We start from the raw sequence: 26,475 nt of genomic DNA, 5'->3' as shown, positions 1-26,475 counted from the left end.
CTACCTCACTCCTTTCGGGGAGCCTTGTTCCGAGCCCATTACGCCCAGAAGGAATCATTTCATTGATCTGCAATATCGTCTGTGGCAGTTCGAGCATCCCGAACTTCTTCTTTATGTGAGCTGTTTTCCTCCTGGTTTTGTTCCTTTTCCTGTGACTCTTCGTTCACGGGCTTCTGTTCTAATTGACCGTCCTGTTCCTGTTCCTGCTCCCTGATCTGCTCCAGCATCTCCGGTGTCAGGAGACAGCGATATATACGCCCATCGACATGAATGTTCTCGATTTTGCCTTGGCGGCACTCGTCAGTCACCAGCGTGCAGCGCTCTGCAAAGCGACAGCCTTCCGGGACATTCTTCAGATTCGGTGGTGCACCGGGAATGGCAGCCAGCTTGTGCTCCTTCATGCCCTCTTCCGGCACAATGATCGAGCCCATCAGCTTGCGGGTGTACGGATGAAGTGGATTGAATATCATCTGCTCTGCCGTGCCTCGTTCCACAATCTCCCCGGCATACATCACCATAATCTCATCCGTGACATGGTACAGCAGCGGCAGCTCATGGGTGATGAACACCAGTGACTTGATGACCTTGCGCTTGAGCAAATCTTTCAACAAACGAATGACTGCCTTCTGAGAAGTGACGTCCAGTGCCGAAGTAGGTTCATCCGCAATCAGCACATTCGGATTCAGAATCGTCGAGATGGCAATAACCGTTCGCTGCTTCATACCGCCAGACAATTCATTTGGATACATATCCAGCACATCCGGAGACAGATTCAGTGATTGGAAACGTTCGGTAGCCATCTTCCGCACATCCGGACGTTTCATCTCCGGACGATGCTCCTTCATAATATCTTCAATAAACCTGATAATCCGCAGCGTTGGGTTCAGTGCATTCATGGCGGCCTGCGGAATATAGGCAATTTCCTTGCCCAAAATGCGCGAACGAAGCTGCTCTTTGTTCAGCTGCATAATATCGGTACCGTTGATCCGGATCGAACCACTGCCATAATGAAGCGGCGGGAAATAAAAGCCCATCAGGCTGAGTGCCAGCGTTGATTTGCCACAGCCCGATTCCCCTGCAATGCCCAACGTCTGCCCCTCTTTCAGTCCAAACTCCACCCCGTCGACAGCAAAGACGTTCTCCTTGAGCCGGGTACGGTAATAGGTTTTGAGACCGCTAACCTGAAGTATAGGTTGGTTCATGGTCTTAGCTCCTTATTTTCGGATTGAAAATTTCGTCCATGCCCGTATTCATCAGATAAAGCGAGAAGGTAATGATGGCAATCGCCAGCGCTGCTGGAATGAAAGCCCACCACGCTCCTGCCACCGGAGCTTCAAAAACGAGTGCCCAGTTCATCAGAATGCCGAGTGAGATCGTATTATACGGTCCAAGGCCCAGCATGGAGATGGATGCTTCGGACAGAATGCCCGATGCCGTCTGGAGCACAAAAGCCATCACTACATAAGACGCGATATACGGCAAAATCTCATGGATAATGATACGCGGCGTACTGTGTCCCGAAATTTTCGCAATATGCACATGATCCCGGCTGCGTAGAGATGTCGTTTGAGCCCGCACAGCCCGGGCCGTCCAGGGCCAGCTGGTTATCCCGATAATAATTGCCGTCACCAAAGAGCTGCGTGAATCAATGCTGACCGAGATCAGGATCAGGATGATAAACGAAGGAATGACGATGAAAATATTGGTGATTGCCGTCAGAAAGTTATCCAGCATCCCTCCGATATAACCAGACACCAGGCCCATAACGAGACCAATAACAGTCGCAAACACACCCGCAATCAGTCCCACTCGTATGGAGGTTTGGATGCCATACATCAATTCAAGGAAAATGTCCCGTCCAAAATTGTCCGATCCCAGCAGCAAGCCATCACCCGGCGGCTGGAATGCCATCGCAATCATCTCCAGAGGATCGCTGCGATTGATAAGCGGATAGATCGTAACCAAGAGCAGCATGCCGACAAAAGTCACCGCACCGATCATGAATTTGGGTGACTTCAGCAAAATAGAGATCGAATGCTTCATATCATTGTTCCTCCATTTGAGCGGCCTTGATGCGCGGGTCAATGAAGCCATAGATAACATCAATGGTAAAATTGGCAAGTAATACAGCAATGGCAATCAACAGCGTACACCCCGAGATTAGTGGGTAATCCAGTTGCCTTATGGCCGTGAACAACCATGTGCCGATGCCCGGATAACTGAAGACAATCTCACAGATGAGTGAACCTCCGACCATCGTACCGATGGAGAGCGCAAGCCCCGTAATTTGCGGCAGCATGGCGTTACGGAACACATAACGTGCAATTCGGCCGTCGCGAATACCCAGCAGTTTGCTGTATAACACATAGTCTGAATTCAGCTCATAGATGGACATCTCCCGCATGCCAATGGCCTGACCACCAATGGTCACAAGCACGATGGAGAGGAACGGCAAGGTATGGTGGCGAACCACGGACATGATAAAGTCGAAGCTTAGCTGCGGCACCATCTGGAAGTCATATCCCCCGGACAACGGAAACCATTTTAGTGATAACGCAAAGACATACAGCATAATAATAGCCAGAGTAAAAAAAGGAATGGAATTGATAAACAGCGCGACCGGGAACAGCACTTTATCAAAAACACCCTTTCGGTACGCCGCAATGGCGCCGAGCAAATTGCCAATCAGCCAGCCGACCAGGATGGCCGGAAGTTGAAGCCCCACCGTCCAGGGGACGGCGGAGGCCAGAATGTCCGTCACAGGCTTCGGGTACAATCCGAAAGACGTACCCAGATTGCCTGTGAACAGATTTTTTAAATAAATGCCGAATTGGGTCCATAGCGGCTGATCAATGCCGAATTCAACCGTAAACGTCTCATACACCCGCTTGATGGAATCCGAGTCGGTCATCCCTGACGTCATTTTGGAAGCGATCATGCTCACCGGGTTACCTTCAATCAATCTTGGCAAAATAAAATTCAGTCCGATGGCGATGACCAGGGTCAGGCCGTACCAGAATACTTTTTTGGCGACATATCTGGAATAGGCATTCATAGGATTTAGCACCCCCCAAGTTTAGCGGATAAGGGCCTTATGTCTGAAGTGGCGTGTTACTTCATCGTGTCCTGATTCAATATGAGTTCCTTAATTGTGGATCTGATACAATGCCTTAATACCTGCGCCGTCCATCGAGATTTGCGGCGGAATGTTGGTGCCATCGCCTGCGGTTGGGAAGCCTTTCCAGACCGATTCGTTCACGGTGTCAAACACCCATGGTCTGTACATCAGCGGAATGGAAGGGATGTCTTTCAGCCAGATGGTATTCAGTTCAGTGTACAGTGACTTCAGCTTTGCCTCGTCGGACACGGATGGAATCTCTTCGATGATGGCGTCTGCGCGGTCATTCTGGTAACGTCCCCAGTTCCAGAATGCCATCTCGCCCATTGGGGCAACCCCTTTGGAATACATGATCGTCATTGCACGATTCCACGGCTGGCTTGGGCTGACCCCGCCCGCAGGTGTGTTCATGATGATATCAAATTTGCCAGTTTGCAGATCATTGGTCCATACCGGCGATTCCGGAAATTTGGTGCGAATCTCAATCCCTATGGCCTTGGCACTCTGCGCTACGATCTCCAGGGCAGCGTTCCAATCAGACCAGCCGTAAGGACATTCAATCTCGAAAGGTCCAAGACGTGTGCCGTTAAGGACACGGATACCGTCTTTGCCTTTGGTCGCTCCAATCTTGTCGAGCAAGGCGTTGGCTCCTTCAATATCCATCGTCCATTGCAACGACTTGATGGCATCCTGGTCAATATATTTGGACTCGGCGTCCGAGTTCAAGGTCAGAGAAGGCTGCATTGGTGCGGAATATCCGCTCATGGCCAGCTCTGAGATTTTTTCATAGTTGATGCTCATGGCTATCGCACGGCGAACGTCAGCATTATCCAGTCCGGCTTTGGACAGATTGAAGAAAATGCTTGGCATCGAACCGGGCAGATAATACGGCGCATCCTTCAGATACGTTTTGACGGCGGCCCCGCCTTCCCACATCTTCCACACCTGAGGGATAAACTGCTGGGAGACGTCCACTTGCCCACTCTTGAATGCCAGATCACCCGCGGCATTATCCTTGTAGATCACATGGGTGATGTACTTCGGTGCAGGCAGCTTGCCGAACAACTTTTGCCCCCAGTAGTTATCGTCACGGATGATTGTGATTTTCTGATCATTGTAAAAATGAAGCTTATACGCACCGGTACCCACCGGATTGTCATTAACCTCTTTACGAATCGCGGTCAGATCATTATTGTTCTTCTTCTCGATCTCTTCCCAGATATGCTTCGGCAGCATCGGGATCAGTTCAATGCTGTCCAGTACGGTCAGCTTGTTAGGGTTATCAGGGTTCAGCTTAATTTCCACGGCCTGAGCTCCATCCGCTTTCACTTCACTGATGTAGGTCCAGAAGCTGCTCCAGTTGATATCGTATTTTTTGCCCAGTTCATAGGTGTATGCAACATCATCTGCTGTAAAAGCCGTCCCGTCGCTCCACTTCGCATCTGCATTCAGCTCAATGCGCAGTGTGGTTTCATCCGTCCATTCATACGACTTGCCCAAGAGCGGTTCAAGGCCGCCATCCAGCTGATTCACCATGAACAGCGTCTCGTACACCAACTCCCTGGAGTTGCCGTAATTCACAGGAAATGCAGGATTTCCGCTCAGCAGATTAAAGTTGGTTGGTGGTCCCCATTGCAGCCCGTTGATATACAAGGTCTCATTACGTGGTGTCTCCTTGTTGGTCTGTGGTGCAGGTTCATTCTGGGTTGTCGTAGTCGGTGTATCCACCGTCCCTTGTGGTTCACTTACTGATGGTGGCTGAACACTTTGGCATCCGGCAAACAATGTGACCGACATGAACAGAGCGACGAGCGGTGTGGCAGCTCTCTTAAATCGCATTCTGAACCCCTCCGTGAATTCATATTGATATTATTGGAAGCGCTTACTTAAAGTTATTCTATGACTTATCTCACACCAAACATTCCATCTCTTTTCTCAATTTAGAGACATTGTTTATGGGGACATGCCAAATAACCAGCACCGTAAGGGGGCAGCTGGTTATTGGTGAATTTGGATTGTTGCTCCAGACAGCATGAAGAACGATTTACTTGACGAATCCATTACGAATGGCAAAGACGACCGCCTGTGTGCGGTCTTCCACCTGAATCTTTTGCAAAATACGATGTACATGAGTCTTGACCGTACTCTCTCCGATAAAAAGCTTGCGAGCAATCTCCTCATTCCGTAATCCGTAGGCCATCTGCTGCAAAACCTCCAATTCCCGCCCGGTAAACGGTTCCGGCAGTTGTTCGTTAACCCTCGTTTCCTTCACCGAATCCAAATGACTCGAAGTTGAACGAATGGCAAGACCAATCACCTTGGCTGCCACAGCTGTTCGGTATATCGCTTCTCCCCGGTACGCAGCCCGAACCGCATCAACCAATTCGTCTGGCGCCGCATCCTTAAGCAGATAACCCACGGCGCCAGCACGTATTCCTTTGTACACATAATCCTCATGATCGAACGTGGTCAGGATGACCACCTTGCAGTCAGGCAGCATCTTCAGCAATCCCGCTGTCGCTTCCAGTCCGTCTCCTGCTTCCATCTGCACATCCATCAATACGACATGCGGACGAACCTCAGCTGCCAGACGGACTGCTTCATGTCCCCCACCAGCTTCACCAACGACTTCCATATCCTGCTGTGCATTTATAATAAAACGTAAACCATGCCGGACCAGATGCTGATCGTCCACGAGTAATACACGTATGTCCTGTTCCATTATTGTTCTTCACCTCCCGTAAATTCCTTCATAACTTGAGGGATGGCAAGGGTTAGTCTCATTCCTTGTGGGTCGACCGTATCAATGGACAAGGAACCGCCTGCCCTTTCGCACCTTGCTCTCATACTTGCCAGCCCGAAACCGGGCGAGATCGGACTTTCTTTTCGATATATTCCATTGTCCTCCACAATCATGTAAAGCTGCTGCTCCTTCTCCAATATGTCCACCTTCACTTGCGAAGCCTGGGCATGACGAATGATATTCGTTAACGCTTCCTGAAGTACACGGTACAATAATTCAGACGTTTCCGGTGTCCAATGACTCGTCTGCTCTTGGGGAGTGAGTTTGATTGTGAAACTGGCCATCTCTCGTATTTCATTCACCAGACTCGTTAAAGCGACCAGCCCAAGACCGGCTTCATTGCTACCCATCTGATGAGCAACGGTTCGAACTTCCTGAAGACATTGTCTGACCACCTCGAGCACCGTCCCCATTGCTTTGTCCGCTTCCGCTGCATCCATCTTCACCATATAAGGCAAAGCCTGGAGCTGAACAATAATGGAAGTCAATCGGTTGCCCACACTGTCGTGCAAGTCCATCGAGATCCGGCTCCGCTCTTCAAGTACGGCATACTGCATCAACCGCACGGTAGCCTGCTCCAATTCCTGATGTGTATCCTGAAGCTCCTCATGGGCTTGTGTCAATTCAGCGTGCACCTTCTGCAATTCCTCATAATGCCGTTTGCTGTCCTGTCTGCTTTCACGCCTGATTCTCGCAGCCCAGCACAGAATATAGGTTACAGCGTGAGCCATTGAGTACACCAAAATCTGATTTGGGTCGTATTCATCCATATAGAGCAGTGCCGCATTCCCAATGAGGATCATAATGCCAAGCAACGAAGAACGATGGATGGGCAGCTTCAACGCAGTATATCCGATGAGATAAAAGCTTAATTCAAATATGCGATCCTCGGCCTGGAAGAACTGGGCATAGAGCAGCGTCACTATCCAGATCACCAATACCCCTAACGTCCGCATCCGCTCATTTCTAAGTGATTGTGGAACCCAAACCAACATAAGGTATGGCAGCCTAACAATCAGTCCTGCACCCACATCGATCCACGCCAGTTCTTTGAAGGGCTCCATCAGACTGTATAGCAGCAACAACGTTAAAATGATATCTGCTGTATGATCCAGCACAACCTTTTGAATCTGCGTATATATTGGCTTGTTCTGCATAGCTATCCTTTCCAGTCACGAAGTTAGGACCATTATACACTTTTGCCTTGAAAACGCTGAACTTTGGCATACAGAAAATAACGCCGGGCAGCGATACTTCCCAAAGGCAGAAACAACAGTGCACTGCTTAATGAAACCACGGCATGATGCACATCCCATTGGCTGGCGAGTTGTCGCAGTACCATAACCACGATCAGGAGCAAGCTGCTGGCTAACGATCCCTTGGACACCAATTTGCCCGTGGTTGGATGGATTCGAAGCTGTTCCAGATGTACACGCCACGCGCCAATCCCGCAACCTATGATGAGAAAAACAATATATAACAGGATGCTGCCTACCGTTAGCGGAGTCTTTATTACGCTCGAAAGCACCCAATACGCAAGGATTGCTGGCAGTATCCATAAACGGGAGGTCTTCACTTCTTTTTCTCTTAGCGATAACAATAGAACAATGACGGCGATAATCACAATATTGATCATATGCTTTTCCTCACTTTCTCCATAAGTTCTTCGACTGCATTCAGTGTAGCCCAATTCAGCGGGAGTTAAGTCCACCTACAGATGGATTGGCTCTCTTGACCTCTTCCATCCAGGGGCTTAGCCGTTTTATCGGATAAGAATGCAAGTTCTTGTTCAGACGAATTGGTAAAATTATTGGAAAAACGTTTCACTACTATTTTTATTTTTTTGTAAAATAAATATAAAACAATCTGTTAAATCAGCACAAATCAGCAAATGTAAACGTTGACATTGAAAAAACTTGTGTTATTATTTGTTTGTAAAACGATTTACCAATTGGAGATGATGCGATGAAGAAAGTATTTTACAAACCAAAAAACGGCTGGGTCGGAGATGTGATCCCGTTCTACGACAATGGAGAGTACAAGCTCTATTATCTCCATGACCAAAGAATCGGTGGAGATTACGGAAATCATACGACGTGGAACCTTCTCACAACCAAAAACGGCTTGGATTTTGAAAATTACGGAGTAGCTCTCCCCAATGGAAGCGAATCCGATCCCGACCGGAACGCATATACCGGTTCGGTAATTAAGGATCCGAACGGCATGTATCACCTCTTCTACACCGGGCATAATCCCAACGCCGACTTTTGCATTGACGGAAAGCCATTACAAGTCATTTTGAAAGCCACCGGCACCGACGGAATCCATTGGACGAAAGATGTACATTTCAAGCTTTATGGAGACGGAACTTTTTACGAACTCTTCGATTGGCGAGATCCGTTTGTGTTTTTTAACGAAGAACAGCAAGAGTACTGGATGCTTGTTACTTCGAGACAAATGAACTCTTCCGAAAAGCGAGGCGGGTGCATTGCTCTTCTCACTTCAGATGATCTCGTGCATTGGAAACATCGGGAACCATTCTACAGCCCGGACAAATATATCACTATGGAATGTCCGGATTATTTCAAAATGGGAGACTGGCACTATCTGGTCTACTCAACGTTTAGTGAAAAGTTTGTGACGCATTACAAAAAAAGCAAAAGCATCACAGGCGTATATACTTCTCCGATTCCGGACACTTTTGACGGCAGAGGATTTTATGCCGCGAAAACAGCCTCGGACGGCCAACAAAGATACGCCTTCGGATGGGTTCCTTCCAAACAGGATGAAAGCGATTACGGTGACTGGGAATGGGCCGGAACCCTGGTCGTTCATGAAGTTTATCCAAACGATAACGGCGACTTGCTCGTAAGGATACCTCAGTCGATCTATGAGCATTTTAATAAAGAATCAGACTTCAATCTTGTAGCGGAGAACAACTGTAGCCATGCTGGAAGCCAATTCGAACTGGAGTCTCCTGATGGACTGGCTTACTGTGTATTGAATGAATTGCCTTCCCAAGTCCTGATCGAAGCATCGTTTACAGACTGGAAAGAGGCGAAGGATTTCGGCATTGCGCTGCGAACCGACAAAACTCTCGACACCGGATATTTCATTAAATTCGATCCATTTCACAATCGAGTCGTATTCGACATGTGGCCAAGAACCGAGCCCGGTTTTTTCCAATGGCAAATTGCCGGGGATAAACCACAAATGATCGAACTGGAGAGACCGTTTCAGTTCGCCCTGCACGACCGCATTACGATAAAACTGATTTTGGAAGATGACATCTTGTGTCTATATGTCAACGATTCCATCGCGATGACTACGCGAGTCTACCATTTCAAAACTGGCCATGTCGGCTTTTTTGCGAACGAGGGTTCCGTTAAAGTTCATGACATCAAGCTCAAGACAGCAGCTAAGCGGTAAACGGAATCTCAAAAGTGATTTTAATGAAAATAATAAAACATGGAGGGCTTTAAAATGGCAAAAAAGAGAATGATGTCTAAGATCATCTCCCTTCTCGCGATCTTCTCATTAGTTGCAACCGCTCTCGCGGGTTGCGGCGGATCGTCGAAAAATGACGCCGGCAAGCAGGGTAACTCGTCTGATGCCTCCAACGGCAAAACCATTACATGGCTGTCGGCCCGTCCGTCAGACGGAGCCATCGTGCAGACAATGCGCGAATTGGCAGACCGGTATGCGAAAGATCATCCTGGGTTCAAGTTGGATATTCAAGTTACGTCTGACAGACCTTCCTATTTGACCAAACTAAGAACACTTGTCGCTTCCGGCGAAGCGCCTGAATTTATCGATATGGATGCCGATCCGTACGCCCAACAGCTCGCGGATGCCGGAATGCTGGTTGACATGAAGCAGTTCCTAGACGAACAAAGCTTGTACGATCAGTTCTACGAACCTGCGCTAAAATACCAGGAACTACCCGATGGAAGCCTGTACCTTCTTCCCATGGAATACCATCTGGAAATGACTTGGTACAACAAGAAAATATTCGCGGAGAATAACCTTGCCGTTCCAAAAACCATCGAGGATATGATCACGGTTAGCAAGGCGATTAGGGACAAGGGCATTACCCCGATTGCCGTTGACGGCGTTGACGTTTGGCCATTGCTGCGCTACGCGGCCATGATTCCATTCCGGGCCACCGGAAATGAATTTGCCCGGAATCTGAGCCAAGGAAAGTCCAAAATGAGCGACGAAGTCGGAATGCAAGCGGCGAATTTCGCGAAGGAGATCGGTCAATACTTCCAGGAAGGGTTTGCCACGACGGATTATACAACAGCCAAGAACATGTTCCTCAATGGTGAAGCTGCCATGTATACCATGGGTACCTGGGAAATCCCGTCCTTTACAGAGGACAACCTGCCGGAAAACCTAAAAGGCAACGTGGACTATTTCTACTTGCCAACCATCGCCAACGCCAAAACGCCGAATAATGAATTTTTCGGAAACAGTGGAATCGGCCTAGCCGCCACGGCCGACAAATTCGACGCAACCACCAAGGACTTCCTGAGTTATGTCTTGAAAAATTACAGTGACGTCTATGTTGCCAAGCAGCAGATGTCTCCGCTCAAATTTACGATTAAAGACGAAACCCAGTTCTCCGAACTATTCCTACGGGTTAAAAAAGATATGGATAACTATGGTTCAGAATTTGCCAAGCCATGGGATACCTTGCTGGACCCTGATACGAACTCGGTCATGAGCGATTTAGTCATCAAATTGATGATGGGGGCCATGACACCGGAAGAGTTCGCCAATCAAATCGACGATACCATCGCTCAAAACGCCACCAACTAGTTGTTACGCTCAGACAGCCACCCACCCGGGAAGGTCCGAGGGGGCCTGTCACGAAGCGTCTCAAAATAAACTTTTATGGGGAGATTCCATATGAATGTGCTCAAGGACAAGAAGGCATGGTTCATTTTCATTGCGCCAGCCTTGCTATTTTATTTAGGAACCGTCTTTGTCCCGATCATTCAGTCGCTGAACTATGGCTTCCAAGATTGGAACGGAATAAAGGACGCCGAATATATTGGGCTGGGCAACTATACCAGGATGTTTCAAGATCCCTACTTCTGGAATTCTGTTCAAAATAACTTGGTGTATGTTGTGATCGTTGTGCTCATGCAGGTGTTTATCGGTTTGTTTTTCGCATTGCTGCTCTCGTACGTCAAAAAAGGAGCCGGCATTTTCAGAACCCTGTATTATTTGCCGGCCGTTGTGGTCACCGTCGCCATTGCGCAGATGTTCCGTAACTTCTATTCCCTGCAGCCGTTGGGGTTGCTGAACATGTTCTTGGATTGGATCGGACTGGGCTATTTGCAAACCGCCTGGTTATCCGATCCGCACACCGCATTGATTGCAGTATCCCTCCCCGAAGGCTGGAGATTTACGGGGATGTACATGGTCATTTTCTATGCGGCATTGATTGCGATTCCGAAAGAAATCGAGGAGGCTGCAACGATAGACGGCGTTAATGGCTGGCAGTTGATCCGACATATCAAATTGCCGAGCATCAAGCATGTGCTGAGTTTGGCTCTCATCATGTGCACTACTGGTGCGCTGAGAGGTTTCGATATCCCTTATATCATCGGTGTGCCAGGTTCGACGACCGAACTGGTTACAACGTATATGTACAAAAAAGCATTTGCTACCAACCAATTCGGATATGGAAGCTCGATCGCCGTATTTATTGTGATTGAGAGCCTTATTGCCGTTCTTATTATCCGGGCCATATTCAATTCCAGGAAAGGAGAAGCATAACATGCCATCCAAAAAAAAGGCTTTGTCCTTCCTGTTGTATTTTATCGTGATCGCAATCCTGATCGTGCAGATCTACCCGGTTGTCTGGCTGATGCTGTCCAGCTTCAAATCAAGCATCGAACTGACAACAAAGCCCTTTTCCATGCCGACGTCATGGTCGTTAGATAACTATGGCGCCGTATTCCGGGATAGCGCCCTGCTGCTTTATATCAAAAATACTGCTATCGTTACATTCAGCTGCCTGCTGTTAATCGTCTTTTTAAGCTCAACAGCGGGGTTCGCCCTCGTCAAAATGAATTTCAAGCTAAATTCAAAGCTGCTGCTGTTCTTTACAGTCGGTATCATGATTCCAATTCAAGTCACCTTAATTCCGTTATTTATTATGTACAAGGACTTCGGACTGTTGAACTCATATCTGGCGCTAATCCTTCCACAAGTCGGATTTGCCTTGCCTTTATCGATTTTAGTCTTCACCAGCTTTTACAGTTACGTACCTAATGAACTGATCGAAGCCGCCGTCATCGACGGGTGCAATATTTATCAGGTGTTCTATAAAATCATTTCTCCGCTTACCGTCAACACGACGATCACGGTCGCATCGATCAATTTTGTTCTCATTTGGAATGATTTTATTTTTTCCAACACGTTTACAAACGACAAGCAGTACAAAACAATCTCCGTTGGGCTTCAGGAGTTCATCGGAGCCTTCGGGGCGACGGATTGGGGACAGACGTTTGCCGCCATCAGCATCAGCATCATCCCCATCATTATCATCTATTTATTTCTAAACAAATACTTGATGGCTGGCGTTTCTGACGGAGCAGTTAAAGGATAAGAAAATAAGGAGAGATGAGCCATGCAGTCCATGAATCAACTTTTTGGCAGAATGAAAGGAAAAAGCAGAGCAATCACGGCGGAAAATCCCCGTGGCTTGAAAGGAGAAGGCGGAAAGGCTACGGGTCCCTTGGGAACTGCCCGGAAAGGCAAAGCCTTTATCTCACTGGCACAAGGCGAATCCGCCACACTTGTTGATATTGAAGGCCCAGGAATTATCCAGCACATTTGGATGACCGTTACCGACCAAACCGAAACCGGCTGGTTCGTGCTGCGCGATCTAGTATTACGGATGTATTGGGACGATGAAGATACTCCTTCCGTGGAAGTCCCACTAGGCGACTTCTTCTGCAACGGCTTCGGCACCAGAGCGATCGTCAATTCCTTACCAGTTGTCGTTAATCCGGTCGGTGGCATGAACAGTTACTTTGCGATGCCATTCAAAAAAGCCGCCAAAGTAACCGTAACAAATGAACATCCTCAGGAGATCGAGGCGTTTTTCTACCAGTTTGATTACATGCTGGTTGATGAGCTTCCTGGGGATACGGAGTATTTTCACGCCCAATTCCGCCGGGAAAATCCTACCAGACTCAAGCAGGATTATACGATTATTGATGGAATTAAAGGAAGAGGCAAATATATCGGTACCTATATGGCCTGGACTTCCCTGTCCCGATACTGGTATGGCGAAGGGGAAGTGAAATTTTATCTCGACGGTGACCGGGATTGGCCGACCATCTGCGGGACGGGGACCGAGGATTACTTCGGCGGCGCTTGGGGCTTCGTGAAATACGACAATGGAAACCCGGTGCAGGAACAGACGTATTCGACTCCCTTCATGGGTTTCCCGCATTTCCAGGTGAAAGACAATACAAGATCGCATATTTACGATGGAGCTGCTTGTCCGATGCGGGGTTTCTATCGTTGGCATATCCTTGATCCCATTTTGTTTGAAGAGGATTTACGTGTCACTGTCCAACAGATCGGGCATGATGGAAAAGCGTTATTCGAAAGAAGCGACGACGTGAGTTCCGTGTGCTACTGGTACCAAACCGAACCACATCAAGCGTTTCCCGAACTGCCGGGCGTATTGGAAAGACGCCCGCGCTAATTAGAGGAGAATTCGCAATACACATAAGTAGAGGTACAAAAATGGCTAAGAAAAGGGTCACCTTGGTTCAAGTCGCAAAAGACGCAGGTGTATCGCCCGCAACAATCTCCCATTTTCTAAACGGCAACTTTCAGAAAATGAGCTTGGAGACGAAGGAAAAAATCAGTCTCTCGATAATGAAGTTGGGTTACCAAGTGAACCCTATTGCGAAAAGCCTTATTACCGGCAGAATGCACACGATTGGGCTTGTCTTATCCGACAATACCTCCGACGGTTATTTTGAGGACTTATATTTCCTCCATTTTGCCCAAGTGATTAAGCAGCAGTTGAAGGCACTCGGATATAAAATAATCCTATTGGACTTTGAAGAAATCTTCATGAACATCCAGATGGTCGACGGAATTATCGTTAAAGCAACCATAGATACGGAAAAATTCATGCCCAAGCTAATGGACCTTAACGTGCCGGTAATTACCGTTGGACGCCACAATTCATCCTACGGAGCGCACGTACTTCGTGTCAACGACTACCAAAGCGGCCAAATTGGAGTGAATCACCTATTATCCCGTGGTTATCACAATCTGTTGGTATTGACTTATCCGCACGGTCACGTACCCGGATTTGACGACAGACTAAACGGCGCCAGCGAGGCCTTGCAGCAAAACGGAAAACTAACGACCGTGATTACAGGAGATATGACTGAGAATTTTGGTTATGATACCGTGATAAAACTTGCCAAGACCAACCAGTTGCCGCAAGCGCTATTTTGTTTAAGTGACATTTGCGCCATCGGGGCCTTAAAGGCATGCAAAGACTTAGGCCTGTCACTTCCTGAAGACCTTGCCGTTTTGGGTGTGGACGATATGCCGACCATCTCCGAACTGCTGAGCTTATCGACGATCCGGCATCCCATCAGCGAATTGGCCGTGGCTGCCTCCAAGTTGATGATCGAATCCATTGAGTCCGACGGACAGCCCATCGCGCATGTCGAAGAAGTGTTCCCGACAGAATTAATGGTTCGACGAACGAGCTAATATCGATATTTTCCAAATACTGCATACAAGACAGGGCTGTCCCATAAGTCATAAACATGGCTGGGACAGCCCCGTTTTTCTATATTGAACGTTCATCAGCTAGACTTTGAAATATCTCGTCGACCAATTTATCGGTCTATACCACCGGGAATCCTATACTCTGATTGTGATTTTTACACTGTTGAATTGGGCACTACCTTGGCTAACGAACAAGCCAAGCTTCCCTCGTTGAATATCATACATTCTGGCGCTCATTGCAATTTGATCATCTACATACATTTCGCAGATCGTTCCGTCAATAAACACTTTGATTTCATAAGGATGATTGGGAACAAGCTGAACGGGACGTTCCAGTTCAACCTCATAAGGAAACGTTTTCCCGCCCTCTTCCGACTGCATTATCGCCCCCCGGAAGGTAATACGGTTTCGTTGCGGTTCCAATGTGAGATAATAGGCTGCATCCAAAGTGTCTTCTGTTCGTAACATGAACCCAACACCTTGCGTTTCCCCGGAAAATGAGACGTGTGCAGATATCTTGCATTGATCAGGCAAATCCTCCTGGCTGGTGCAGCCGGCAAACCCATACGGAGACTCGCAGGAAAGCGAGCTATCCAACTGGATCCAATCTCCTGCAATTCCATTGAGATGTATAGGAAACCCATCCGTAAATGCGGCATCGACCGTTTCAGGTACCTTTACGCTGAGGTTGCCATCGGGACGCTGAACGATTTCATGCACGATCAGATTCCCGCCCCAGTCCCAAGTATCGTAATCCTTGCCAAGGGATTTCGGCGGATTCCAGCCGAATAAATCGTCATTTTTCGTTGGATTCCAACCGAACAGGTAGCGTTTCTGCCCGTCATCCACGGATTTGGCCGCATAGAAAGCCCGTCCGTCGAAAGTATCCTCCTTTGGGGTAATCCATGGGCCATCCAGGGAACGGCTCATCCGGTAAAAGGTGGCAAATCGCCCGGTATAAGAGGAGTAGATCAAATACCACCACTCCCCGATCCGAAACAAATCGGGACATTCGTGAGCCCCTACGTGCAGATTCGGTGCGTACAGGGGCTCGCGGTACTCCCAGGCTTGAAGATCTTTGGATGACAGCAGTGCAGTACATCCTTTTCGATTGGTTGGCCCTTTCGCCATCGCTGCGAGCAGCATCCAGTATTGACCTTCCTCCTCATTCCAGAATACGAAGGGGTCACGCCAATCAGACAGTTCATAGATGTGGTCATCAGCCGCAAAGGTATCCTCAGGGATCGCTTCCCAAGTCTTGAAGTCTCTGCTGATCGCGTGACATACCAGCTGCTTGCCTTCTGGAAATATGCAGTAGAACATATGGTAGATTCCGTCCACTTTCAGTATATGACCGGTGCCGCCTTCGATCTTGCAAGCTCCTTCTTCCCGATAATTTACGAAATCCTTTGTTCCGACAAGATGCCAGCCGTGGTCAAGGCCCTCACGATAGTTATCCCTCCATCCGTGAAGATAAAATAACTTAAACTCCCCGTCTTCATAATATGGAATAACGTCTCCGACCCAGGCGTTAGCCGGCCGGTAGAAAAACTCCCTCATCCTTCATCTCTCCTAATGGTTAAAGTAGCTAAGCGCTCATTCACCGGAACAGGCATGTACGCATCGCTTGTGCCTCGTTCCTGATACCAATAAACAGTGGCGGCATACAAACATTGATTATTTGGGCCCCATTGATTCCCTTTATATTTCTCAATAAATCCTTCGAAGGAGTCCATGAAGGGAACATTGTCACAAATATGAAATCGGTTAACCGAGGTATGTCCGTTTGCATCCAACTCGATAAACGGCTGACTGGCGAAAGCACTGTCAAACATCGGGAAAGGCGGCTCGGCTGCCCAAGCATAGCCAATATAGTCCTCGCTACCCGTTCCGAACGTGGACGGAAAGGATTCGCCATCCACGAAAAATTTCTCGTCTCCTTCTCCCCACCACCAATCAATCGTTTTTCGATCCCATCGCCCGTACCACCATGTTTCGGCTTCCTCATCTGGTTTCTCCCAGGTATTGTACACATGCAGATGAACGCCGCAGAACCTTCCCCGGCCTTTCGTTAGCAGCAGAGGCCAATCCGGCCAACGATCCCCGCCTTCCTTGAATCGGCCCGTATCCAGATACAGATAATCATCCCGGTGCCATTTTGCATGAAAACGTAGGAGATCGTCCGTATGAGATGTCGTTAAGGGAGTATACTGGATATCAGCCGCTATCTCGCACGGTTCGACTCCATCATTTTCAATTTCGATCCTGGCGCCTTCCGAGAACGGCATGTACCAATAACTGTACATTTCATGTTCATTCATGCCCAGAGGCAGGGCTCGGTACGGCTTGATCCCGGGTGCGCTTCCAAAAAAATCACCCAGTGGAGCCCATACGGAAGGAGCTTCTTCATTGTCCCATCTCATCGAGATGACCAACTGCCTGGTCAAGATCCGCTGCTTTTCCTCGCTCTTTCGTCCAAGGTCTGTCCTAATCCGAATCATGGAAATAGCGCCAGCCCCCTTTTTATTCAAAAGCAACGCTTTGCCGCCTGCCGGTACGGATACCGTAACGCTCTCGGCGGAGGACCCTTCCTTTTTCATAAAAGAGTACGTTCCCCTTTGCTGTAAAAACCGGTCTGCTTCGGCCAGTGCTATAGCACTCTCTTTGTAGATACTGCCGTCAAAAGAGGGCAGTTGGACTTCGGAAGGGAACGAGGTATACGTTATGTGATAATAGGCTCCCCAACCTTTATCCAGCAACACCTTGCAATGTTTTTGGAAGGGGATTGGGATAAAACAGTTTCTTCCGCGGGACAAAATAGGAGACAGATTCGGAAAATTGGATGGCGGCCCTTCCTGATTGAATTTATCGAAATAATCCCGGAAGGGCTGATCGATCACGGGGGTATCGGCGTGATCAATATAAATCCGGATATGCCCGTCCTCAGGAAGTGCAGACCAGAATCTCCAGATCACGCCAGGACCGTCTAGTTCCATGGCGACGATGCTTTCTCCTTCCTTACGAATGAAGCCTCCTCCATCATCATTGGCTCCCCAATTCTCGTATAAGCCCGTCTCGGCATTATAAATAGAGTTTCGGTCAAAACTTGAGAAGCACCCCGATTTTTCTCCAGCCTGCGGCGGTACCGCTAGCGACTCAAGATCATATAATCGCTTCACGAGGTCTTGATAGGTATGGAACTGCTGCTCCGTTCGATTCATGTCAGGCTCTCCTCTTACCAGTTATTTGTTAATCTTTTCAAGTCGGATTCTGCACCTTAACCGGTACATTGAAATCATCAACGTTAATATGTCCAAAGCCGCCTGTGGATTGATCAACCACCTTAATGTAAAGCTCCTGGCCGATATACTCCGACGCATCCCAAATCTTCCGTTGATACTCCTCATAATTGGTTGCTGTCTCTTTAAATAACGTTTTGCCGTCTGACGCCCGAACCAGCGCAACATAGAGCTTATCTATATCACGGCCGCCGCTGACAAGGAAGTTGATTTTGCCATTCCCGCCAAGGACGAAGTTTTGTGTTTTTAGCGTTCCCGTCAAGCTGTCACCGCCGGCTTCCTCATTAAAGCCCCATAAGTGATGGCCACCCGGAATTTTATGCGACGGATTGAAATAAATCGTATCCCAGAAAAACTGGGCATCGGTTACATGGACATCCTGGAAAGCGTTTCCTTCCGTAATCCAGCCTGTTAAATCGCCTGTAGCAAAATCATGGTTAGGCAGTTCCGTAATATTGGTATACACGGAGTTGTCCCAGTTGTCAGGCACATCGACCGGAGCAGCCGGCTCACCCGTTAAAGCGTTCATCTCCCATACTTCCATCGACTTGACCGTAATATCGTTGTCGGCCCAAATCTGCATGCCCAAGGAGTCATATCGGCCTACGTAGACGCGGGTTGTCAGCTTTTTTTTGTCATTGGCAAAGGCTTCAACAACCGAACGGTCAAGGAAAATATGGAGCTTCAGGTTCTCTCCGTCCAAATCCACGTATCCGCCTTGAATGCCATCCACGCGTACATCCGGATCCATGCTGCTTTTTGTCCGATCTACATTAAAGGTCCCGTTTGTCTTGTCATAGTAAATCAGCGTTTCTTCTTGGCCATTATCGGAGCGCCGCACCTTGAGCCCAAATTTCTGGGCTTCGCCCGGATCAACTTCCATCACAATCTCCAACATGTCGCCTTTCACATTCCGGATCAATTGATTGGCGGCAGCCAAATTTTTGTCCGAGAAATCAACCACCTTATCTCCCCGGAGACTCTGCAATTCTTGAATCGGTTCAATACGCAATTGATCATGCTCATCCAGGCTCAGTGAAACTGGCAATGCCAAATTATGCGCCCATCCGGCTTGGTATTCAGCTTGCGGCGTTCTTACATTTTGCACCATGGAGTAAACGACCGTTCTTCCGTCAGGTGTGACCATACCGCTCTCTGCGGTTAAATAACCATCGCCCACATCCATTTTGGAGGGTGCCTCCTGGTCGGGAATAAATTTGAAGTGATCCCGGTCCCAGGTGCCTATCCAATAAAAGACCTCAACATCTCTTTGCACATCGTTCGCTGGAGGCACTTGCTCCGGTTTCTCATGGGGATTGATCATGAAAATATACTTTTGCTTGCCTGCGCTATCCTTGCCTAACGGCAGCAATACCGGCAGTTCCCATACCGTACCCAGCTCCGGATACAGGCTTCTGTCGCTAACGAATAAAGGCCCCTTATACTCCCAGTTGTACATGTCGTCGGACACATACACCAAAGCTGTGCCGCTGCTGAAGTCTTGAAGACCGGATGTCACTAACTGATACCACTTATCCACCTCTTCGTCATACCAGACGAACGGATCGCGGAACTCGTTATGGATGCCGTTCCCGTTCTGCTCCGTCACCGGATCAGGATATTTCACCCATTGTTCCAGATTGGGGTCGGACAAATCTGTCGGAGTCGCCAGCCCTGTTCTTTGATTCGGCGACAGGGAGTCATTGCCGGCAGTATAGAACAGAACGGGATTACCGTCTCGATCATACGCTGCACTGCCTGACCATGCGCCGTCCGGATCAAGGGTGCCCGCTTCGGGAGCAAGAGCAGGCCTCACATTTTCCCAATGTACCATATCGTCACTCACCCAATGTCCCCAATGGATTTGATGCCAGTATGGACCTTGCGGGTTATGCTGATAAAACAAATGGTATTTGCCGTTATAATAAATCGGCGCATGCGCTTCATTCATCCAGTTTTGTGGAGGCATCGCATGGTACTGAGGACGATGCTGATCGCCATCAAACACACTTGGATCCTCATCAATATCGCCATTCGGAATTTCCGGGACCGAACCGCCGTGAAGTGACTTCACATTCTCATACTCAGCAAGGATCTCCTGATCAGTGAGGACTTTGTTTTGCAGCTTCACTTCATCAATGAGTCCAGAGAACATATTGTAAGAGAACAACCCCGCCAACTCTACCGGTTTATTATGTTTACCAATGATCAGGTTCTCGGTAGAGGGTGTGATCGGAACGTTGACAGGGGTCGCTTGGGAAGCCACTTCCTCACCGTTCAGGTACAACTTGATCATTCCATCCTTTTTGTCGAACGTAGCCGCCACATAATTCCATTTGTACTTTTCGAGTGGATGATCTTTTACCCATACCTGAATCCACTGGCCGCCAATCCCGACCTGCATGGACCATGTACCGTGCCGGTACATGCCAAGCGCGAAGCCTTCCGCCTTATCCTGGTCGGACTGGTTCACTATTGCAGACAGCTTGTTTCCATCTCCCCATTCGTAGCTGCGCGGCGCGACCCAAGTTTCAAGCGTTAACGCGTCACTTACAGGAACGGCATTCTTTGCATTGACCTCGATATTATTTGAGTATCCATCGAACAGCAGGGCGCCGCCTTTTACTCCGCGCGGAGTCCATCTCGGTTCCTTGGAGTCCATGTATCTGGCGTTGTTAAATACATAGTTCACATCGTGTTCAATATTGCTTACTTTCTCAAGCGCCTTTTTTCCTGCGTCTTCATCAAGACTCATGTGAAAAATGGTACCCGTACCATGAGCTTGAAAAGCATCAACGGAAATACGAGCTTGATTGGATTGATCGATAACCTTGATATAAAGCCGCTTGTTATAGTACTGCTGCATTTTCCAGGAAATCTTCTCATTCGTACTGACATCCCCGGTCTTCTCAAGCAACGTGTCAGTACTGGCATCATATAATGCGACGTAGGCATGCTGCGGATTGACGATGTCCAAAACAGTGAAGTTAATAGTCCCGGTTCCCTGAAGCGTGAAGGTGCTAGAGATAATCGAGCCCTGTCCTTCCAAGGAGGATTTGGCAAAATAGCTGCCTTCTTTACCCGCTTGAGCTTCATTGTTCACTTGAAAAGCGTTGCTTTCAACGGTCCAGTTCTCTAAATTTCCGGTTTCAAAGCTGGGATTCTGGATTTCAGTCGGCATAATGTTATCTGCCATAACTCCTTCTTCCGGTACGAGTTCATTGAAGGTGTTGAAGGCGTCCGCAAAGATTACTCCCCAATCCGAGTGCCCATTATCAACGATCTCCACATACAGCTTCTTGCCGATATACTTGGAGAGATCGGCTTTATATTGTTCCATATTCGCGAGCCTCAGGCCCTGTGCCGGATCCGGGAACTCCGACTCGTTAAATTCGGTGTTACCGTACCTGGCAATCAGTTCACCTGTGTCCGCATCGATGACGCTCACATACACTTGATCCGTATGCTTGCCTCCGCCCAATCTGAAGGTAATCCAGCCTGTTCCGCCCAGCTCGAAGGTGCTTGAACGAAGCTTACCTGTCGCAGCCTCGTTATACTTCAATCCGTTTAAATGATAAGTGCCTTCCTGGTTATACGGGATTTCTTCAACCCAATAGGTTGTTTCGTCCGACACGCTGTTCGGACCAAACGCCTCGCCTTCTACAATCGTCCAGCCTGTTAAATTCCCTGTTTCAAAGCCGGGATTTTCGATTTGATAGCGTTTGAAATCCGGCTTGATATCCATGGCGGCAATTCCTCCGGCCGGCTCGGCTTCATGGTACATGAAGAAGGCGTCCGCAAAGATCACACCCCAATTCGAGGTTGCATTGTCAACGATCTCCACATACAGCTTTTTGCCCAAATATTCGGAAAGATCCGCCTTATATTGCTCCATATTGGCAAGCCGCAAGCCCTGATCGGGATTTGGGAAGCCAACGTCAGCGAAGGCGCTATTGCCATACCGGGCAATGACTTGCCCCGTCTGGGCTTCCACGATATTTACATATGCCTTGTTTGGATTTTTGGCACCGCCAAGCTTGAAGCTGATCCAGCCGCTGCCACCCAGCTCGAAGGTGCTGGAACGGAGAACGCCGGTTGCAGCCTCGTCATGCTTCCAGCCATTTAAATGATAAGTACCTTCCTGATTGTACGGAATTTGTTCCGCCCACCAAGTGGTTTCGTCTGATACGCTGTCCTGACCAAACGCTTGGCCTCTTACAACCGTCCAGCCTGACATATCCCCGGTTTCGAAGCTTGGATTCTGGATTTGATAGACTGTATCCGTAACTGATAACCCCTCGTCAGCCTTAGGGGTTAACGCCTCCCGAGCATCCACTCCAACTTCGGCTGCAGCCGATATTCCTGGAGCAACAAGCTGGAGAACCAATACCCATATGACCATTCTTGAGATCCAGGTTTCCCTTGTTATTACTTTCCTCATTCAAGATCCTCCTCCATGATTTCATATTCAGAAAACATCGATACCGCATTTCGACATGCTCTCCCTGTAACAAGGATGAATGGTCATGAAGGAAGGAGAGAAAAGATAAACGTATATATGGAGCGCTTCCAAACTGCAGAGTACAAATTTTTGATCTTTGGTCCCTTTACCCAAAGGGTGTAAGGAGCGCCTAAGCGCTCTTTTTACCAAATGGATTTCATCTCCCATATATCGATCGATTTAACCAACAATTCCCCATCTCCCCAGATCTCAAGCCCCAAAGCATCTTTACGGCTTGGATACACCCGGGTCGTCAGACTTTTCAATCCGTTTGCATAGGCTTCGACCATGGAGCGGTCCAAATAAATATGAAGCTTTAAATTCTCCCCTAGCAGTTCCAGCTTACCGCCTTGGATCCCTCGGCACTTTTCTCCCGGATGAAGCGTCGTTTTCGTTCGATCAACCAAGAGCATCGATTGGTTCCAATCATAATACAGCAGGGTTTCTTCTTCGTTATCCGGCGTACACCGGACCTTGATGCCAAGTTGTTTGGCACTGTCAGGCTCCATCTCCAGTTGAATCTCAAGCATGTCTCCTTGTACATCCCCCAGCAGCATATTAACCTCAGCCAATGATTTGTCCCGGAGCGATAACCGCTTGGAACCACGCAAGGATTGGAGCTCTTCAATCGGCTCAATTCCCAGCCGTCCGTCATCCCTCAAATACACGCTTAACGGCAAGCCGCCATTATGAGCCCAGCCCGATTGATATTCCAGCTCGGACGTCCGGTCACCTTGCGCTATCGTAAACACAATTTTTCGGCCGGTCTTCGGATCAACCATTCCGCTCGGACCGGTAAAATGGAAATCACCGACGTCAATCAATTGCGGCTCCTCTTGATCGGGAATGAATGATAGATTTTGTTTGTCAAGCTTCCCTATCCAATAGAATACCTCGACATCCGCTCCCTGTCCCACTGGACTCACCAATAGAAGATGCTTGTTCACTCCCTGCTTGTCGCTGCCAAGGGGAAGAAGCACAGGAAGCTCCCAGATGGGTCCAAGATAAGGAAACTTCTGGATATTAGCTTTAAATAATGACCCTTTGTACGTCCAATTCAGCATATCCTGTGATGCAAATGCGAGCGCTGCTCCACCTTCGCCTTCGATCCCGGAGCCGACCAAGGCAAACCATTCGTCATCGTCCTTCCACACGAACGGATCCCGGAAATCTCCGAATACACCCATGCCCTTCTTCTGCACGATCAACGGCTCCGCGTGTTTGACCCAGTGAACCAAATCCGGATCTCCATCCCGGGAATAGGTGCTTCGGGCAAGCGCCACGCTCTGATTGGGCGAAGCACTGTCATTGCCCGCCGTAAAGAATAAGACAGGCAGGCCGTCTGCATCATATGTCGCGCTTCCCGACCAGATCCCGTCCGGTGCGAGCTGATCATTTTCAGGGGCTAATGCCACAGGAAGATCACGCCAATGCACCAAATCCTTACTTACCCAATGTCCCCAATGGATCTGATGAAAAAACGGCCCTAGGGGGTTATGCTGATAGAATAAATGATACTGCCCGTCAAAATAGATCGGCGCATGGGGCTCGTTCATCCAATGAGCTGGCGGGCTGACATGATACTGGGGTCTATGCCGATCCGGCAGCAGTGGCGTCCGATCCAGCTTGATCTCATCATACGTTAATGGCGGATGGGCTCCTCCATAGGCGGTATCCAACACGTGCCGATAGGAAGCGACCACCTCTTCCTCGCTCAGGGCCCGATTATAAACCTTGAGTTCATCAAGGATACCGCTAAACATGTGAAGGCTGAATACTTCCGCCAGCAGGCTGCTGTGATTGTTTTTGCCGATGAGCAACTCCGTGTCCACCGCCTCGGCCAGGCGAGAACCGGGGGGCAGATCAGCCGAAGCGATTTCCCTGCCGTTTAAATACAGCTTCATTTCTCCTTGGATTCCATCGAATACTGCATTCACGTAAGACCATTCATTCTTGGGCAGTTCATGACCGTCCGGCGACCAAACTTCCTTCCAGTCCCCTCCTTCCAGCCCGACTTGAAAGGACCAGGAGCCATGACGGTACATCCCAAGCAGATACCCCTGCTTGCGATCCATGTTGTGGTGGTTCACAATGGCAGACAACTTGCCTTCAGAGCCCCATTCATAAGAGCGCGGTGCTACCCATACTCCAACACTTAGCGCTGATCGATACATTTGCTTGCCTTTCGGTTCCCCCTCATTGACCGAATGGGCAATATAAGTCGAGTAACCATCGAAGAGGAGCCCGCCCCCCATAACTCCCTGTCTCCACTGCGGATCGCAGGATTCCGTAAACTCGGCTTGATTAAATACGTACTGAATATCATCCTGTACTTGAGATATGTTCTCCACAGCGCTGGCTCCGGTTCCCTCATCAAAGGCCCAATACATCATCAGCCGCTGACTGTCTGATGTTTGACTCACGCTTCATCCCCCCCTAATGTCTGCTCTGTGGTGCCAGTGGGGATATGAATAGACTGAAGAGCATGGATATGAAGCGAGCTCAATACAACCTGCCCTGAATTCGTTCCTATTGAAATCCTATTCATCGTTGCATCCGGGAAAATTTGATCCGTCAGTACAACCAGGCCTTGATTCGCATACACTTCAACCGCATTGCGATCCAGCCAGATATGCAGCTTGATTTTCTCATTTTCCGGAACCAGCATGACCCCATGCTGGCATGCGAATGATGGATGAAAATCAGTCATGCCCGATTTGAAACGGTCGATGAATAGCCATTGGCGCACAGGGTCATAGCCGATGATTGTCTCACTCTGCCCGGACGATTGCATTTTGATATGAACCTCGCCCGCAGTTCGAATATCGATGTCCGCTTCAATTTCCAGTAGATCATCCTTTGTCTTTATTATAAAAGGGACCTCCTGCGTAACCGTGACATCAGACCAGCTTATCGACTCTTGCCGCAGCTGTTCTATTTCCCGGACAGGCATTTGGGTTAGCACGATGCCCTCGTCCCGACTGGTCAGTGACAGGGCGCGAGGCAGAGTCATTGCGCCTCTCCAGTCTCCGGTTGGCGTCTCGTTGGCATATTTCCAGTTGCTCATCCAACCGATGATCACACGTCGTCCGTCTTGTTCATGCATATCCGACCAGGTGACCCCTGCATAGTTGTCCCGACCGTGATCCAACCACATGATATGATCAGCCGAATTGTCGTTGATGAATGTATTCCCGTCGAACTCTCCGATAAAATATTGCGTGCGTGATCCTTCCGGAAAGGCAGGGTTATCCCCAATGCTAATGATAAGTACCCATTTGGAACGTCCACTGTCATCGATTGGCAATTCAAAGAGATCCGGGCATTCCCAAACGCCGTCATGCGAGCCTTCCTCTTGCCCGAATTCCCCTGTCAATGTCCATTCACGCAAATTTTCCGACCCATAAAACCGAGCATGATCTCCCGCTACAATGGTCATAACCCACCGCTCACTTTGTGCATGCCAGAACACTTTCGGGTCCCGGAAGTCTACCAGATCAATTTCGGCAAGAACCGGATTCCCCTCATATTTATGCCAGGTTCTGCCTTTATCGCTGCTGTAAGCCAAGCTTTGCCGCTGGCGCGGCTGCCCGGTCTCTGGACAAGTATCCGCATGGGTAAAGATCGCAATCAATCCATGAGAGCCCGCGAACAGTCCGCTGCTGTTATTAAAGTCAACCACACAGCAACCAGAAAAAATGGCTCCATGCTCGTCAGGGAACAGAGCGATAGGTTCATGCTGCCAATGAATCAGATCATGGCTTACGGCATGGCCCCAGTGCATCGGCCCCCATTTATTACTATAGGGATGATGTTGATAAAACAGATGATATTCTCCCTCATAATAGACTAATCCGTTCGGATCGTTCATCCAATGGGATGGAGGCGAAAAATGATATCCCGGTCTACATCTCTCATCCATAAGCTGTTTATTTGACTCCATTATCTTATTAATTTCCTCAGTCTTCGG

The 26,475-nt window shown here is 48.7% G+C and carries 18 protein-coding genes; 6 read left to right on the top strand and 12 right to left on the bottom strand.

The annotated features are described in order from the left end of the window. Positions 1 to 59: 59 nt before the first annotated feature. From ACFTRD_RS01400 to ACFTRD_RS01370, 7 genes are all read right to left on the bottom strand, one after another. Positions 60 to 1,202, bottom strand: coding sequence for an ABC transporter ATP-binding protein (locus tag ACFTRD_RS01400; RefSeq protein ID WP_379377285.1), 1,143 nt, complete (start codon positions 1,200 to 1,202; stop codon positions 60 to 62). A gap of 4 nt (positions 1,203 to 1,206) precedes the next feature. Continuing rightward, on the bottom strand, positions 1,207 to 2,043 hold the full coding sequence (locus ACFTRD_RS01395; protein WP_379377283.1) for an ABC transporter permease: 837 nt from the start codon (positions 2,041 to 2,043) through the stop codon (positions 1,207 to 1,209). Position 2,044: 1 nt separating this feature from the next. Further along, on the bottom strand, positions 2,045 to 3,055 hold the full coding sequence (locus tag ACFTRD_RS01390) for an ABC transporter permease (protein ID WP_079349874.1): 1,011 nt from the start codon (positions 3,053 to 3,055) through the stop codon (positions 2,045 to 2,047). A 90-nt stretch (positions 3,056 to 3,145) separates the two neighbouring features. Next, entirely contained in the window at positions 3,146 to 4,957 is a 1,812-nt protein-coding gene (locus ACFTRD_RS01385; RefSeq protein ID WP_379377280.1) for an ABC transporter substrate-binding protein, read from the bottom strand. Positions 4,958 to 5,162: 205 nt separating this feature from the next. Then, positions 5,163 to 5,843, bottom strand: a complete 681-nt coding sequence (locus tag ACFTRD_RS01380; RefSeq protein ID WP_379381104.1) for a response regulator — start codon at positions 5,841 to 5,843, stop codon at positions 5,163 to 5,165. Next, positions 5,840 to 7,078, bottom strand: coding sequence for a sensor histidine kinase (locus ACFTRD_RS01375; RefSeq protein WP_379377278.1), 1,239 nt, complete (start codon positions 7,076 to 7,078; stop codon positions 5,840 to 5,842). Before ACFTRD_RS01375 ends, ACFTRD_RS01380 begins: the two co-directional genes overlap by 4 nt. 32 nt (positions 7,079 to 7,110) lie before the next feature. Beyond that, entirely contained in the window at positions 7,111 to 7,557 is a 447-nt protein-coding gene (locus tag ACFTRD_RS01370; RefSeq protein WP_379377276.1) for a hypothetical protein, read from the bottom strand. Between the two features lie 329 nt (positions 7,558 to 7,886). Here ACFTRD_RS01370 and ACFTRD_RS01365 point away from each other — a divergent pair, with 329 nt between their 5' ends. The 6 genes from ACFTRD_RS01365 (at position 7,887) to ACFTRD_RS01340 (ending at position 14,687) form a co-directional block, all read left to right on the top strand. Then, entirely contained in the window at positions 7,887 to 9,350 is a 1,464-nt protein-coding gene (locus ACFTRD_RS01365; RefSeq protein ID WP_379377274.1) for a GH32 C-terminal domain-containing protein, read from the top strand. Between the two features lie 69 nt (positions 9,351 to 9,419). Continuing rightward, complete coding sequence (locus ACFTRD_RS01360) at positions 9,420 to 10,742, top strand: ABC transporter substrate-binding protein (RefSeq protein ID WP_379377272.1); 1,323 nt, start codon at positions 9,420 to 9,422, stop codon at positions 10,740 to 10,742. Between the two features lie 90 nt (positions 10,743 to 10,832). Beyond that, positions 10,833 to 11,708, top strand: coding sequence for a carbohydrate ABC transporter permease (locus tag ACFTRD_RS01355; protein ID WP_379377270.1), 876 nt, complete (start codon positions 10,833 to 10,835; stop codon positions 11,706 to 11,708). Between the two features lies 1 nt (position 11,709). Then, a complete protein-coding gene (locus ACFTRD_RS01350) occupies positions 11,710 to 12,543 on the top strand; it encodes a carbohydrate ABC transporter permease (protein WP_247901047.1) in 834 nt (277 codons plus the stop codon). A 21-nt stretch (positions 12,544 to 12,564) separates the two neighbouring features. Beyond that, positions 12,565 to 13,653, top strand: coding sequence for a glycoside hydrolase family 172 protein (locus ACFTRD_RS01345; RefSeq protein WP_379377267.1), 1,089 nt, complete (start codon positions 12,565 to 12,567; stop codon positions 13,651 to 13,653). Between the two features lie 41 nt (positions 13,654 to 13,694). Then, a complete protein-coding gene (locus ACFTRD_RS01340) occupies positions 13,695 to 14,687 on the top strand; it encodes a LacI family DNA-binding transcriptional regulator (protein WP_379377265.1) in 993 nt (330 codons plus the stop codon). A gap of 153 nt (positions 14,688 to 14,840) precedes the next feature. On the opposite strand, the gene ACFTRD_RS01335 is transcribed toward ACFTRD_RS01340, so the two are convergent. From ACFTRD_RS01335 to ACFTRD_RS01315, 5 genes are all read right to left on the bottom strand, one after another. After that, positions 14,841 to 16,265, bottom strand: coding sequence for a GH32 C-terminal domain-containing protein (locus tag ACFTRD_RS01335; protein ID WP_379377263.1), 1,425 nt, complete (start codon positions 16,263 to 16,265; stop codon positions 14,841 to 14,843). Then, a complete protein-coding gene (locus ACFTRD_RS01330) occupies positions 16,262 to 17,926 on the bottom strand; it encodes a glycoside hydrolase family 172 protein (RefSeq protein ID WP_379377261.1) in 1,665 nt (554 codons plus the stop codon). The genes ACFTRD_RS01335 and ACFTRD_RS01330 overlap by 4 nt, the downstream gene beginning before the upstream one ends. A gap of 37 nt (positions 17,927 to 17,963) precedes the next feature. Further along, on the bottom strand, positions 17,964 to 22,445 hold the full coding sequence (locus tag ACFTRD_RS01325) for a GH32 C-terminal domain-containing protein (RefSeq protein WP_379377259.1): 4,482 nt from the start codon (positions 22,443 to 22,445) through the stop codon (positions 17,964 to 17,966). A gap of 203 nt (positions 22,446 to 22,648) precedes the next feature. Next, on the bottom strand, positions 22,649 to 24,898 hold the full coding sequence (locus ACFTRD_RS01320) for a GH32 C-terminal domain-containing protein (protein WP_379381102.1): 2,250 nt from the start codon (positions 24,896 to 24,898) through the stop codon (positions 22,649 to 22,651). 26 nt (positions 24,899 to 24,924) lie between these two features. Beyond that, the gene (locus ACFTRD_RS01315; RefSeq protein WP_379381100.1) at positions 24,925 to 26,427 is read right to left on the bottom strand and encodes a glycoside hydrolase family 32 protein; all 1,503 of its coding nucleotides are present in this window, start codon (positions 26,425 to 26,427) and stop codon (positions 24,925 to 24,927) included. Positions 26,428 to 26,475 lie beyond the last annotated feature (48 nt).

The sequence above is a fragment of the Paenibacillus sp. NPDC056933 genome, assembly GCF_042674385.1.
Classification (GTDB): domain Bacteria; phylum Bacillota; class Bacilli; order Paenibacillales; family Paenibacillaceae; genus Paenibacillus.
Note: the sequence above shows the minus strand (reverse complement) of the source record. Positions and strands in the feature narration are given on the sequence as shown.

Coding starts and splice junctions, on each gene's coding strand:
- ACFTRD_RS01355 (WP_379377270.1), top strand. CDS start 10,833: ATGAATGTGCTCAAGGACAAGAAGGCATGGTTCATTTTCATTGCGCCA.
- ACFTRD_RS01375 (WP_379377278.1), bottom strand. CDS start 7,078: ATGCAGAACAAGCCAATATATACGCAGATTCAAAAGGTTGTGCTGGAT.
- ACFTRD_RS01330 (WP_379377261.1), bottom strand. CDS start 17,926: ATGAATCGAACGGAGCAGCAGTTCCATACCTATCAAGACCTCGTGAAG.
- ACFTRD_RS01390 (WP_079349874.1), bottom strand. CDS start 3,055: ATGAATGCCTATTCCAGATATGTCGCCAAAAAAGTATTCTGGTACGGC.
- ACFTRD_RS01360 (WP_379377272.1), top strand. CDS start 9,420: ATGATGTCTAAGATCATCTCCCTTCTCGCGATCTTCTCATTAGTTGCA.
- ACFTRD_RS01400 (WP_379377285.1), bottom strand. CDS start 1,202: ATGAACCAACCTATACTTCAGGTTAGCGGTCTCAAAACCTATTACCGT.
- ACFTRD_RS01320 (WP_379381102.1), bottom strand. CDS start 24,898: ATGATGTATTGGGCCTTTGATGAGGGAACCGGAGCCAGCGCTGTGGAG.
- ACFTRD_RS01315 (WP_379381100.1), bottom strand. CDS start 26,427: ATGGATGAGAGATGTAGACCGGGATATCATTTTTCGCCTCCATCCCAT.
- ACFTRD_RS01335 (WP_379377263.1), bottom strand. CDS start 16,265: ATGAGGGAGTTTTTCTACCGGCCGGCTAACGCCTGGGTCGGAGACGTT.
- ACFTRD_RS01345 (WP_379377267.1), top strand. CDS start 12,565: ATGCAGTCCATGAATCAACTTTTTGGCAGAATGAAAGGAAAAAGCAGA.
- ACFTRD_RS01385 (WP_379377280.1), bottom strand. CDS start 4,957: ATGCGATTTAAGAGAGCTGCCACACCGCTCGTCGCTCTGTTCATGTCG.
- ACFTRD_RS01395 (WP_379377283.1), bottom strand. CDS start 2,043: ATGAAGCATTCGATCTCTATTTTGCTGAAGTCACCCAAATTCATGATC.
- ACFTRD_RS01340 (WP_379377265.1), top strand. CDS start 13,695: ATGGCTAAGAAAAGGGTCACCTTGGTTCAAGTCGCAAAAGACGCAGGT.
- ACFTRD_RS01370 (WP_379377276.1), bottom strand. CDS start 7,557: ATGATCAATATTGTGATTATCGCCGTCATTGTTCTATTGTTATCGCTA.
- ACFTRD_RS01325 (WP_379377259.1), bottom strand. CDS start 22,445: ATGAGGAAAGTAATAACAAGGGAAACCTGGATCTCAAGAATGGTCATA.
- ACFTRD_RS01350 (WP_247901047.1), top strand. CDS start 11,710: ATGCCATCCAAAAAAAAGGCTTTGTCCTTCCTGTTGTATTTTATCGTG.
- ACFTRD_RS01365 (WP_379377274.1), top strand. CDS start 7,887: ATGAAGAAAGTATTTTACAAACCAAAAAACGGCTGGGTCGGAGATGTG.